Annotated in this window: 13 protein-coding genes and 1 riboswitch; of the genes, 5 read left to right on the plus strand and 8 right to left on the minus strand. The window is 36.9% G+C overall.

The window, feature by feature from the left end; genetic code table 11:
- The first annotated feature begins 181 nt into the window (after positions 1-181).
- Positions 182-373 carry a YegP family protein gene (locus tag ACWPW6_RS11450; RefSeq protein ID WP_154621824.1) on the plus strand — a complete coding sequence of 64 codons (192 nt, stop codon included), beginning with the start codon at positions 182-184 and terminating at the stop codon, positions 371-373.
- A 492-nt stretch (positions 374-865) separates the two neighbouring features.
- On the opposite strand, the gene ACWPW6_RS11455 is transcribed toward ACWPW6_RS11450, so the two are convergent.
- Positions 866-1,219 carry a hypothetical protein gene (locus ACWPW6_RS11455; RefSeq protein ID WP_230085767.1) on the minus strand — a complete coding sequence of 118 codons (354 nt, stop codon included), beginning with the start codon at positions 1,217-1,219 and terminating at the stop codon, positions 866-868.
- 116 nt (positions 1,220-1,335) lie between these two features.
- Here ACWPW6_RS11455 and ACWPW6_RS11460 point away from each other — a divergent pair, with 116 nt between their 5' ends.
- Positions 1,336-1,512: a DUF2526 family protein gene (locus ACWPW6_RS11460; protein WP_249998884.1), complete on the plus strand. Its 177-nt coding sequence runs from the start codon at positions 1,336-1,338 to the stop codon at positions 1,510-1,512.
- Positions 1,513-2,268: 756 nt separating this feature from the next.
- Here the strand turns inward: ACWPW6_RS11460 and ACWPW6_RS11465 are convergent.
- The 4 genes from ACWPW6_RS11465 to crcB all read right to left on the minus strand — a co-directional run bounded on the left by ACWPW6_RS11465 (position 2,269) and on the right by crcB (position 7,290).
- Positions 2,269-3,453 (minus strand): M20 family metallopeptidase, encoded by a 1,185-nt coding sequence (locus ACWPW6_RS11465; protein ID WP_154623351.1) that lies wholly within the window; start codon positions 3,451-3,453, stop codon positions 2,269-2,271.
- 67 nt (positions 3,454-3,520) lie between these two features.
- On the minus strand, positions 3,521-4,759 hold the full coding sequence (locus ACWPW6_RS11470) for a Zn-dependent hydrolase (protein ID WP_230086027.1): 1,239 nt from the start codon (positions 4,757-4,759) through the stop codon (positions 3,521-3,523).
- 3 nt (positions 4,760-4,762) lie between these two features.
- Entirely contained in the window at positions 4,763-5,986 is a 1,224-nt protein-coding gene (locus ACWPW6_RS11475) for a hypothetical protein (RefSeq protein ID WP_154623350.1), read from the minus strand.
- A gap of 923 nt (positions 5,987-6,909) precedes the next feature.
- Positions 6,910-7,290 (minus strand): fluoride efflux transporter CrcB, encoded by a 381-nt coding sequence (gene crcB / locus ACWPW6_RS11480; protein WP_196713006.1) that lies wholly within the window; start codon positions 7,288-7,290, stop codon positions 6,910-6,912.
- A gap of 113 nt (positions 7,291-7,403) precedes the next feature.
- A riboswitch (Fluoride riboswitch) is annotated at positions 7,404-7,476 on the minus strand.
- Between the two features lie 262 nt (positions 7,477-7,738).
- Between crcB and fetA the strand changes: the two genes are divergently transcribed.
- Together fetA and fetB are read left to right on the plus strand one after the other, a co-directional pair.
- Positions 7,739-8,392: an iron efflux ABC transporter ATP-binding subunit FetA gene (fetA, locus tag ACWPW6_RS11485; protein ID WP_163862089.1), complete on the plus strand. Its 654-nt coding sequence runs from the start codon at positions 7,739-7,741 to the stop codon at positions 8,390-8,392.
- Between the two features lie 9 nt (positions 8,393-8,401).
- Positions 8,402-9,178 carry an iron efflux ABC transporter permease subunit FetB gene (fetB, locus tag ACWPW6_RS11490; protein ID WP_249998886.1) on the plus strand — a complete coding sequence of 259 codons (777 nt, stop codon included), beginning with the start codon at positions 8,402-8,404 and terminating at the stop codon, positions 9,176-9,178.
- A gap of 155 nt (positions 9,179-9,333) precedes the next feature.
- Here fetB and ACWPW6_RS11495 read toward each other — a convergent pair whose 3' ends face one another.
- Positions 9,334-9,723 carry a hypothetical protein gene (locus ACWPW6_RS11495; RefSeq protein ID WP_154635772.1) on the minus strand — a complete coding sequence of 130 codons (390 nt, stop codon included), beginning with the start codon at positions 9,721-9,723 and terminating at the stop codon, positions 9,334-9,336.
- A 1,009-nt stretch (positions 9,724-10,732) separates the two neighbouring features.
- Here ACWPW6_RS11495 and ACWPW6_RS11500 point away from each other — a divergent pair.
- Positions 10,733-11,023, plus strand: a complete 291-nt coding sequence (locus ACWPW6_RS11500; protein WP_154624729.1) for a hypothetical protein — start codon at positions 10,733-10,735, stop codon at positions 11,021-11,023.
- 145 nt (positions 11,024-11,168) lie between these two features.
- Here the strand turns inward: ACWPW6_RS11500 and ACWPW6_RS11505 are convergent, their stop codons facing one another.
- Together ACWPW6_RS11505 and ACWPW6_RS11510 are read right to left on the minus strand one after the other, a co-directional pair.
- Positions 11,169-11,915, minus strand: a complete 747-nt coding sequence (locus ACWPW6_RS11505; RefSeq protein ID WP_163862093.1) for a YnfC family lipoprotein — start codon at positions 11,913-11,915, stop codon at positions 11,169-11,171.
- The gene (locus ACWPW6_RS11510; protein ID WP_154624731.1) at positions 11,915-12,949 is read right to left on the minus strand and encodes a LacI family DNA-binding transcriptional regulator; all 1,035 of its coding nucleotides are present in this window, start codon (positions 12,947-12,949) and stop codon (positions 11,915-11,917) included. The genes ACWPW6_RS11505 and ACWPW6_RS11510 overlap by 1 nt, the downstream gene beginning before the upstream one ends.
- Positions 12,950-12,963: the final 14 nt, after the last annotated feature.

Here is a 12,963-nt window from a genome sequence, read left to right on the forward strand (position 1 = left end):
GCAAATAACAAGTAGATCTATTAATCCTACGAATTGCCTCTATTTATAGAGGCTTTTTTTTATCCTAATTAAATTTAGTCTAAAACTAGTAAATTTCCTTATTTATTTCTAATCTTAATAAGCAACAAACAGTATTGTGTAGACTTGAGTATCTATTTTTATACAACCGTTGGAGCAAATCATGGGTTATTTCGAACTGAAAAAATCGACAAAAGATACGGCTCAGCCATACTATTTTGTTCTTAAAGCTGCAAATCATGAAATCATCGCAAGTAGCGAGATGTATTCGACGAAGCAAGCTGCATTAAAAGGAATTGCATCTGTCCAAAAAAATGCCGCAACAGAGGAAATCAAAGATCTCACCGCTTCATAGCGTCAAAAAAGGTTTTTCGACTTAACGGCTGAAACGCCTTGTGAACCTACGAGGCGTTTTATGCGCAACTCGCCTAATAAAGCACACTCATTCAGTCACGACAAAGACTCATCGTACAGGGGTAATAAAAGGATTCTGATATCACCAACCGAAATTGCCATGACTTTGTTATGTCAGAAAAGTGTTCGTCTTCAAAAGCCATTGATGTCATTGCTTCTGGAAATAACGTCATAATAGCCATAGCTGAAATCGTGCTTTCCTATTATCAGATCCCTCCAATGCACCTATCCAGTCAGTTTCCAGCAGCGATAATAAAATACCACTTCACTGACAGAGATAATCTCCATGTAACGTTATAAATAGTCACACACGATCACTTGCCACAGCGATAAGAATTAAAGCCCTAATGATGATGAGGGCTTTGTGATAAACTTCACTGAACCTACACTTTATAATGCAAGAAAAGTTTACGACTGATAATGCAAGAAACGTTTACGACTGCCAAAAATAATCGTTTTTTTCTTGCCAGCCTTTACGTTTCATACAACGAACATATTCTTGACGACGACTCTCTTTATTAACATCTAAAACATAGCTCTCTGTCTTCGGTACTTTCTCTTCATAAGTTTTTTCTTTACCGCATTCATCGTCTTTCTTGCACTTTTTTGAAATGGTTTCATACACAGTGTGCTGGGCGACTTCGTTACGAACGGGAAATCGTTTAAAGGCATCAAATTCACATTGTGAATCCGCCTCCTGATATGTCCATTCAGATAAACCTACGGGTTCCCATTTTGATGTGCAGGCAAATAACAACAAACACATCAACATAACGGTTAATTTCAATATCTTATTCCTATGCTTGTCTTAATATAAAAATACGCTAATCACTACTTATAATAAATAAGGAGACCGACATTCCATATGTTATAATCTTTTCATCACAACGATTGGAGGATGCTATGCAACACTATAAAAATATCGTTAAACACGTCGATTCGCTATTAGAAGAGAATTCGATCCCTAATATAAATGCGTTACTTATCCAACTTTCCCACGATGAATTGTTAACACAAGAGCAACGCTTCGAACAACAGCAACGCTTAAGAAACGCAATTTTTAAACATCATGAATCGTAAAGCCAATGTGATGAGTATAAAATAAAACATTTATTACCCATCACATGCTTAATCGAATTTTGTCTAATTAAATTGGTCATGTCAATATATAGCATCAATTACGCTAAATATATAATCGATTGTTTAAATTAAATCAGTTTATTAATATCAGTGTATATTAAAAACAATAATAATTATTTTATTTATTCGTCATTTCAGCGCGGCTTTGTCTCTATAAATAATCATAAATAACTGTTCCCTTAAACTCTCACTCTTTATTTTACTTGCTTACCAACCTCTAACTTGATTAACTTACCTATTTAAATTCAACAAGTTATAATGATGATAGGTTTTATTTTAAACAATCCTGAATACCCCCAATAATAACACCCTATATAGTAAGGCAATTCTCTAAAAATTAAACACATAAAAACCATTAGCACCTTTAAATTCAAAAAAACCATCTAGCATTACCTATTTTTGAAATTTAATTATCGACAATTAAATAATCAATAGATTGTATATGAGAATTTTTATGTTCATTTTTAAAAGTAACCGTACTATTTTTATTCATTTACGCCTAACTCACCTCAATAGCATTTTACTTGATGACAAGAACCCTTCTTTTCATATGCAGGATAAAGTGTGATGATTGTCATAGCGCGATCATGAGTTTGAAAATAGGCAGTGGAGAGACGTTTTTGAGAAGGGAATCGGCTTATATTGTCAAAAATATAAACCTTGTCGCTATCGTCACGACAAGGTTAACGCGGTTAATTAAAATTCATCTTGTTGCAAATAAGACCAAGCGTATTGAGCATAAAGTTCAGCGCCTGTCACCATTGCATCTTCATCAATATTAAAACGCCCATGATGATGTGCCCATTGTGTATCTTTATCTGGATTACCTGATCCCAATAAAGCGAAACAGCCAGGAATGTTTTCAATATAAAAACTGAAATCTTCACCACCCGTTGTTGGTTTCTCAAACATCAACGTGTCTTCACCAAATGCTTGCGTAATAACAGATTGCGCCAACAATGCACTACGTTCCTCATTAATCACAGGAAGTGTGCCATAAGTATAAATAACTTCCGCTGTCGCGCCATACATTGCGGCGGTATGTTCTGCATAACGTCTGATTGCTGCTTCAATACGACTGCGAGTTTCAAGATTAAAACAGCGAACAGTTCCGTCTAATACCGCATTTTCAGCAATCACATTAAAGCGAGTACCAACTTCCATCTTCCCAATACTGACCACCGCTGATTCCAATGGCGATGTCTCACGAGAAATAACTGATTGTAGATTCATCACAAAAGAAGATGCCACGACAGCGGCATCAATTGTGGCTTCAGGCATTGAACCGTGACCACCACGCCCTTTAAACTTCACGACTAACAAATCAGCGGAGGCAAATGTCCCCCCTACGTTACAAGAGACTTTTCCGGAAGGCGTCGTTGACCAGATATGCATGCCAAATACATTATCCACATTTTCCACGGCACCTTGTTTCACCATTTCTTTAGCGCCTTGGGCTATCTCTTCAGCCGGCTGAAAAATCAACCTCACATTGCCTTTCAAATCCGCGCGGACATCGTATAGCGCTTTTGCGGCTGTCAATAACATCGAGGTATGTGCATCATGTCCGCATGCATGCATTTTTCCTTGATTCTGTGATTTATATTCCAAAGAATCATTCAATTCCAGCACGGGTAACGCATCAATATCTGCACGTAACGCCACCGTTTTGCCTGGTTTTCCGCCCTTAATTTCAGCAATAATCCCTGTTGGCTCTGTTAGTCGATATTCGATACCAATCTTAGTTAACTCTTCTGCAATCCGTTTTGTTGTCCGTATTTCTTCCCACGGTAATTCAGGATGCGCATGCAGGTCTCGACGAAAGGCAATCATCGCTGTTGTGTATTTTTTGATTGCTTCAGTAATTGTTGTATTTACCATTGTTCTACCTTTACCTCAGAGCAGAGATCTCTTCATCTGCTTAATCACGATAAGACTGATTATGAGTTCAACATTCGGTTAATGACCGCACAGACTCAAACATAACGTCAACACCACGAGCGATTTGCTCATAATCCGTCCATTCATCTGGATGATGACTTAATCCATTACGACTCGGTACAAAAATTAGCCCAGTGGCTGTGATACCGGCAAAAATCATCGTGTCATGCCCTGCACCACTTACCATCGTTCGATAACGTAATCCCTGTTTTTGTGCATGATTTACCATCAACTGATGAATTTCAGGAGCTAATTTTGTGGGTGAAACATAAAGAGGCTGAATAACATCACTTTGAATATTCCTCTTAGTACTTTCCTGCTCAACCAGCGCGATGATTTGTGCAATGGCTTGACGTAACGCCGTTTCATTTCTCGAACGAATATCAACACTGAATGTGACTTCACTCGGGATCACATTTGCCCCATTAGGTAACACATTCAATCTTCCGACTGTTGCAACCGTACTTTCACCTACTGTTATCGCTATGTTCGCAATTTGGCTGATAATGTGACTCGCGCACACCAATGCATCAGCACGCATATGCATTGGTGTCGTTCCTGCATGCCCCGCTTTACCCGTTAATTTGACTTCAAGCTGAGCAATACCAACAATGATATCAACAATGCCAACGTCTTCATTTGCTTGCTCTAAGACGGGGCCTTGCTCAATATGCAGTTCTAAGAAAGCTTTCACTGTCGACGGTACAAGTACGGCTTCTGCTGCTTTATCGGCATTAAATCCCGCATCAGCCATACGTTGTGCCGCAGAAATACCTTGTCTGTCAGTTAATTGGTGCAATTCTTGGCGACCAATCAGACCTGTTATCACACTCGAAGCCATCAAACCCCGCCCAAAGCTGGTTCCTTCTTCTTCAACCAATGCAATGACTTCAAGGGGATAACGTGGTTGAAGTTGTTGCTCACGAATACGCGCCACAACATCCAACCCTGCCACAATCCCTGCTGGCCCATCGAAAGCGCCACCATTGGGTACAGAATCAAAATGTGAACCAATCATAACGGCAGGCAACCCACTTTCCGTGCCTTCTAATCGTCCATAGAGATTACCGATGGCATCCTCACGTACCTGTAAGCCAAGCAGATGCATTTGCTCTTTTAAATATGCTCTAGCTTGCTTATCTTGCTCACTATAGCTCATACGAGTCGTTCCTTGACCCGGTGTCGATGTAAATTCGGCCAACTGCTCTAAATGCCGTTGAATTCTGAATGTGCTTGTTTCCATCATCATTTACCCTGCAAGTGGTGTAATAAAACCAACCATAATTCCAGCAAGTACCACAGAGACCATGGTCACTGAAATAAATCCACCGACTAACATGGGTCCTAACATATGGCCGGTCAGAATTTGCCTTTCTTTCTCATCTTTCGTCAGCGCATTAATCGCTTCATTCGTAATGATATAATCGGCTGGAAAACCATAGAGTGCGGTTAACGATACGGCGAATGCCATTTCTTTAGAGACACCCAGTATCTTTCCGACTATCCAAGAAGCGAGATACATCCCAATTACTGCGGCAACAATTAAAACAATCATTGGATAAACCAGTCGTAATAACATATCTGGAGTCGCATGGTTTAAGGTATCGAAAATAAACAGCATCAACGCCATAATGGCAAAGCCAAACCCATTGGCTTTTTGTAAAGGTTGCCTTTCTAAAAAGCCGAGTGAAGAAGCAATAACCCCAAATAACAGACATAATACAAATGGGCTAATGCTCACAATAGGGGCAGCCCATGTTGAAACTAAATAGGCAAGATACCCAACCGCTGCTAAGCGTAAAAACTTAAAATAACTGGTATTGTAATGTGAAGGTATTTTCTTGAATAAACGCGGCATCTCTTCTTCAGAAACCACCGTTTTTACTGCAACATCTTTTGCCCCTTCAACAGATAATGACGCGTTCCATTGACCATTACGGTATTGTTCAAGAACTCTGCGCCCTTCTCTTTTTAACATGACCGCTGTTAATGGGTATCCGGCAAAACCTTGCATAACATAAATTAAAATAGCAAATACGGATAAATCAATCAGGCCAGCATCCGCTGCCCCTTTAGACATAATAAGTGAAGAAACAATTCCCCCCACTAAGGGTGGAATAGCAACCAAGATTGTATTGAGATCAAATAACACCATTCCCACAGCGAATATAAATATAATAATGCCTAAAATTCCAGATAAGGAAATTAAAATGGTTTTCCACTGCCGTAAAAGTTCCTTTAGCGATAACAGTGTTCCCATATTGGTTATTAACAGATACATCAACATCACTGCAACCACTTGCGGTATTCCAGCAATACTTACAATATCCTTTGGAAAGAATGTCCAATAACCGAATAGGAATAAAACGGCACACACGAATACAGAAGGGATCCAAGCTTTGGTTCTCACCGCAATTGCATCGCCGATATACAATATCAAAACTATGATAAACAGAGCTAACATCTGTGACATAACTTTTCCCCGTCAATATCTTTTTCTAATTCAATTTTTTTAAGGCTATACGTTTTATTATTTTTTATAACGCGCGATATAACTTCATAGTTAGTTTGATATATAGCCAAATATGAGATTATTTCGCTATCGATAATGGAAAATAGCAACAAAAATCATAATATCATCGAAAATCAATATGTATAGATAACGCTCTGGAAGACTAGGCAAATTGCCAAATAGAAAACTCATCATTAAAATAGTGATAAATAATAAAAAAATCATTGCAACATCAGGAATACGCTGATAATAACGTGATTTTTTAGCGTTATATTTCACAAAATCCAGAGTTAGCAATAAATGATTTCTTGGTTTATTTTTTGTTCAACGAGATTATATTCTGTTGTCGACCGCCATAATTCCAAAAAATACACTTATGATTTAGGAAAAAAGGTTGTTTTTCTCATAATAGAATCAAATTACTCCAAACAATCTACTTTATTAGCATTTTGTTAAAATTAGTGTATAAAAAGTGTTTTTTTGCTAAAAGCCATTCTGAAATAATGCGTTCTTCATTTTAAAGATACGATGTGAGGATAATTGATCATATTTTTAACTAGACAAAATTTCACTCATTGAGAAACGTAAATACAATATAAAGAGATTCAATATCGTCTCCTTTAAAATAACTGATCGTAATTAGGGATTAATAAGGAATATTCATTTATAAAAATTATCTTAATATTTATAAATACCCACCTTACCCGTTGTCATTAACAAATAAGCGCCTAGTTTTTGCAACCAGAGTAAGGCGGTGATATCAATACTTTTCTTCTAAGCAGCCCTTGTGCGCTTACTCCTATTTTTCGCCTATTATGCATCCAGCCGAAAATATTCAATTTATCGTTAATCATCATCCACAATGGAAGAGCCGTTTTCAGGCATTACTGTTGCAATAGCCAATGATGACAAAGCATACCTAAGAAGGTAAAAAATAACGCTCCTACAACATGAATTGCGATAGTACTCAGCGCAATCATCAATTTTCCTTCTTGAATCAGCATCAAAACTTCCCATGAAAACGTTGAGAACGTCGTAAAGGCACCACAAAAACCAGTCACAATAAACAATTTATAAGCTGGATTTAAATTTGAGCTAGCAAAATAAGCAATAGCAAAACCAATAACAAAGCCCCCGACTAAATTCACAAACACTGTGCCCATTGGAATGTTTGGATAAAGATGATTAAGCCTTAAACTGACAAACCACCTTAGCCAACCGCCCAAGACGGAACCTAACGCAATAGAAAAAAGTGATGCATACATAGACAATCCCTTATAGCTGTAAACAGGGGATAAATGAGAAGGAAACGTTGAAAGCATTTATGCCCCAAAATATTCAGGGCGCATAATCGCTACGCCCCCTATCAATTGAAAAGGTTAACGTAGGCATCATTAGCCCTTTTTCTTTGGGCGGTTTTTGATAGGAGGAATGCCATCTCCTATCAATAGGATATCCATAATGAATATTAAGGTAAAGCGCCGAGTCTTGCAGTCATATTAACTCAACAATAAAACGTAAATTTTATTAATATCTTTTTCCGATTGGCATTCTATTTCGTCTTAATATGTAAATTTTAACGTAAATGGCGCATAATGTTTTGCACTGCAAAGCATATAACGGCTTATATCGTTTCATGTCACTATTGAGATCGATAATCAATGATAAAATTTCCACATGAAGTCAGATTAATTTTCATAGGATAAATCTAAAATGGATAAAAAACGCACACTATTGACCGCGGAGAATATTGGATACGTCATTGATAATAAAGTCATACTAGACAAAGTAGATTTTCGTTTATATGAAGGTGAATTCAAATTAATAACAGGGCCTTCTGGTTGCGGAAAAAGCACACTACTAAAAATAATCGCTTCGTTACTCTCGCCAACTTCTGGACGTCTGCTTTTTAATGGTCATGATTATACGACTCTCTCACCGGAAGAATATCGCCAACAAGTTTCTTACTGTACACAAACTCCCTCTTTATTTGGTTCTACTGTTTACGACAACCTATTTTTTCCTTATCAAATACGTAAGCAAACTTTTAATAAAAACAAAGTGCTTCAAGATCTAAGCTATTTTTCTTTACCCGAATCTATCTTAGAAAAAAGCATCAATGAGCTATCTGGAGGAGAAAAACAACGTATCTCATTGATTCGTAACCTTCAATTTTTACCTAAAGTTTTATTATTAGATGAAATAACCAGCGCTTTGGATGAGGCGAATAAAGTGAAAGTCAATGAATTAATCCATCAATTAGCAACACAACAAAATATTGCCATCTTATGGGTTACACATGACCAAGATGAAATTTCACATGCAGATAACATGATTACCCTTCCCGCTCATCATACCGAAAAATAGGAATAAGCCATGCACCAACCTAATATTACCAATGAATCCTTGGCTTTCTCTATCATACTTGTTCTGGTTGCCATTTTTATTAGTCACAAAGAAAAACTCACTCTAGAAAAAGACATCATTTGGAGTACATGCCGTGCGATCGTCCAGCTATTAATTGTTGGTTATATTCTAAAGTATATTTTTCATGTTGATCATGAAATTCTCACTATCGCTATGGTTATGTTTATCTGCTTTAATGCCGCCTGGAATGCGAGAAAGAGAAGTAAATATATAGAAAAAGTTTTCGTAACCGCTTTTATCGCCATTACCTCGAGCACACTTTTAACCTTATTGATCTTGATTATCACCAAAGCCATTGTCTTTACACCTATGCAGGTGATTCCAATTACAGGCATGATTGCCGGCAATGCGATGATTGCTGTCGGTTTATGTTTTAATAATTTAGGGCAGCGTTTTAGTAATCAACAACAGCAAATACAAGAGATGCTAAGCCTAGGTGCAACCCCAAAAACGGCCTCTATTTCTATCATTCGTGATAGTATCCGAGCATCACTCATCCCAACAATTGACTCAGCAAAAACAGTCGGTATCGTCAGTTTACCCGGAATGATGTCTGGATTAATTTTTGCTGGTGTTGATCCATTGGAAGCAGTTAAATATCAGATCATGGTAACATTTATGTTATTAGCTACGGCCAGTTTATCGACCATTTTAACGGGATATATGACCTACCTTAAATTTTATAATAATCGTCATCAGCTACTTATAAACACGCTAAATAAGTAATCACAGAGGAAACACTGGGTAACAGCGCAATTATCCAGTGTTTTCTTATAAAGCGAATTTTCGCAATTTCCGATTTGGCTATTAGATCATAAAAATAAGTTATTTGAGTGGTTATATACTATTCTCTATTACAGCTAAATTCACTAAGCATTAATTTAGCTGCAATATCGCTTCCATAACGATTCCATCACTGACAACGGTAACAGATCATAATCCCCTTCAACTAATGGAATTGACAATACTGTTCTGCCGTCTTGATTTTTGTAAACCTTTACCGTGAACCGTTTATATCCTTCTATTTTTGCATTTTTTACCCTTAATACTTCCCCACAAACATAACCGACTTCCCCTTTGTCAGTTGTTGCACGAATAAAATTATATTTTATATTTCTAAATGCCGCTGACTCAGGATAAGACAAATAATCCACTACACTATATTTAACCGATTTGATCAGGTCCGGTTGAGGCTTATAATTAAAAATAACCCCTAATAGAAATGCACCACCGACAATCAGCACGATCGTGAGCAATTTGACTATATTCATACTTTACGCTCTTAAAAAGCCAACACATTGATAATTAAACAAAAAGATATTTAACAAGCGTGTTAATTAAAGCATCTCTAAATAGTATAAGGTAGAGTACAGCTTTAGGTAACGATACGTCTCACATTAATAACTTAAATTTTTCTTACTATTATCTATTAAAAATAATTATGATAAGGCGAGAGACAGCGATGAAAATATAACAGTTAAAAATAACTCAGTTTAATAAAATTAAATTATTTTAACTCGTCTCACACAATCAAAGAGTAATCCTATCAGTAATAACGATTGAAAATAAGAGTTATTGCCCCACCAAACTGTTACAGTTTGTTTCTTTTAGCGAAAAAGAATATTTTCAGCATAATCAGCATAAAACATTTAACTTAAGAACAAATAATATGGCATTTTAAAACATGAATAAATAAAAATATTTCCTTCAATAAGCAAATATTTGTATCTAAATATTTACACTCCCGCAAAAGGAGTAAATGAAGGATAAAAAATAGAAATCATAACGATAATTCATAATACAATCTAAATTTGTTATCTGTCGTTCGGCTATATCACCAGTACCGGCGGTCTTTAATTTATACAGATGAATCAATAAACCACTTTTTTCTATTTTGTGCTAATTTACCTTTCTCGCCGACTAGACTAATCGCGCTTCACTCATCTGGGAAAATATGACTCTAATCTCACATCACCATAGCGCGTCAAAACACGACATAGTGAGAAACTCAGTACATCAATAGAATAAGGAGTTAGCATTCAACACGCTTTTAAAGTGCAATTTGCGCCAGATACCCCTTAAAAATATACTTAAAAGCCCAATAGAAATAGTGAATACACCATGCCTTATTGATTGCGGACACAAAATAGCAGGCGTACCAATACAGAATATTCCTATAAATCTATCTTGAATGAGAAAACTAAAATTTTACGGCCAATTTTGACAATGGATTTCATTTTAGTCAGGTAGCATTTATACGTCTCTGTGATAGGGTGTATTATGACAAATACTCAATTGCTCTTACTTGCAATCAACAATATAAATGCAAATATCGATCTTTCAGATACACAAGCATCATATGTATATCAGTTTTACCATACACAAATTGCTCATAAGAATCTAAGTATTGATGATTTTTTAAAACAATTTATCGAACAAGTGGAACCCACTTTGGCGAGCAATAGCAATTTATGCCATAAATCTGAGCAGATCTATCAACTCATTCTGAGTTATTTGCAACAAGCGGAAGCGCGTTTTATTTATAATAAAACGTTGATTAATAAAAAATAAGAAATCAAACGCCTCTTTAACTTGCCCTAAAGAGGCGTTCACCGGAGATATAGCGCATTTCATTCAAAGGACAGCAACTCAGAAAGCATCAATCCTTACGACCATATCGATAACTGTCACACTCACTTATCACTTAAGCGGTAAGTTATTTACCTTCCCCTTGAACCTCATAGAATTGTGTTTCAATCACTAAAGACTGCTTTTGAGTTTGCATTTTTCCATCAACATCATAGGTCGTTAAAACTTGGCAAGTTGTTGGTGCTCCCGACGGATTATATTGACATTTTCTGTCAACGCTATACCCCAAATCACCAAGCATTTTCTGTTCTATCCGAATATCCGCATAACGCTCACTATCGGCTATTGGCGTGTAGATCGTCTGCATATACAACTGATTGTTATCATAGTAATTCATTTCCTGAAGCTCACCTAAATGACTATAAACTAATGTATCAATGGTATCGCTACTGCTATTGGTAATACTCTTGATATAACCCCGTTCATTGTATTCAAAATACGCAGTACCATAATGATCTTTTTGAGAGATAAAACGACATTGGTCGTCTAAATTAATAATAATCTCCCCTTGAGCGCTACGACCTTTTAATTGGTTATCTTCTCTTGCTAATTGTATATGCTGGTTAGCGGCAGAAGAAATGGACTCAAAACTCTCAATACAACTGTTTTCGTCCAATTTTAAGTTAATCTCATGAGCGACTATATTATTTTCAGTATAAAACGTCGCATTTATTTCTTTTACAGGCCCCTTTATTAATACACCACTGTACAATGCGTATATATTTTGTATTGCTGGCAGATATCCCTTTTCTGCTGATGCCGTCGACATTAATAAACTCGCTAATGTGAAAGCGAAAGTTATAAACTTCATCATTATGCACTTTGCCTTGCTTCAAATTTATAAGGAAAGATGATCTCTTCGTGTTGATTCGAGTAATCACTATCAGGATCTGCTAACCATTTTTGTAGTTTCTTCGCCGTCTCTTTTGCCATTTTGCTATAATCAATACGCACAGAGGTTAATGATGGATGAATATAATCACAATTAGATGATCCTTCAACGCAAGCAACCGCTAACATAGACGGTACTTTTACGAGTCTTCTTTGACATTCAAATAGCACACCTAACGCAATCATTTCATGGCTACATATGACGGCATCAAGCTCAGGCTGCCGTGTTAGCATTTCGCTAATCGCTTGGCGCCCAAAATCCATCGTCGCAACATAGGGCGTCGTAATACTTTGTTCAGCGCTATGATAGTGACTGAGCATGGCTTTTGTCCAACCACTCAATTGCTGACTTTGTACTTTGCTATCCATCTGGGCGCCTATATAACCAATTCTTTGATACCCTTTTTGCAGCATATAGTGGGTTAAAAAAAACACGGCTTCACCAATATTACTTCTGATGTTTAATGACAGCGGATAATTCGATTCACCTGCAACACCGATGACGGGAATATCAATATTTTTAAGGTAATTAAAAACGCTCTCGGAATTAATTGCCCCAAAAATCACTACAGCGGCAGGATTACTTTGTAATAACGTAAATAGAACCTCTGCTTCTTTTTTTTGCTGATAATCATGACTACCAATGACAACCTGATAACTATTTTTATTCAGCACGTCTTGTAATGGTTGCAGGAATGCCGAACTCGCGTAGTCCCTTAATGACGGAACTAACACTGCTATGGTTCTGCTTTGGCCTGATGCTAATATTCCAGCCGCAGAGTTTGGTATGTATCCCAACTCGGCAACGGCTTCATTAATTTTTTCTCGCAGTTTATCTGATACCAAATCAGGAGTACGCAACGCTCTCGATACAGTCATTGATCCCACACCTGCATATTTGGCCACATCCTGAAGCGTTACCCGTCCTGTATTTTTTCTTTTGCGTATTTTTTCCATAAAAGGTTTTTTTG

It is taken from the genome of Providencia sp. Marseille-Q8014, from assembly GCF_965112055.1.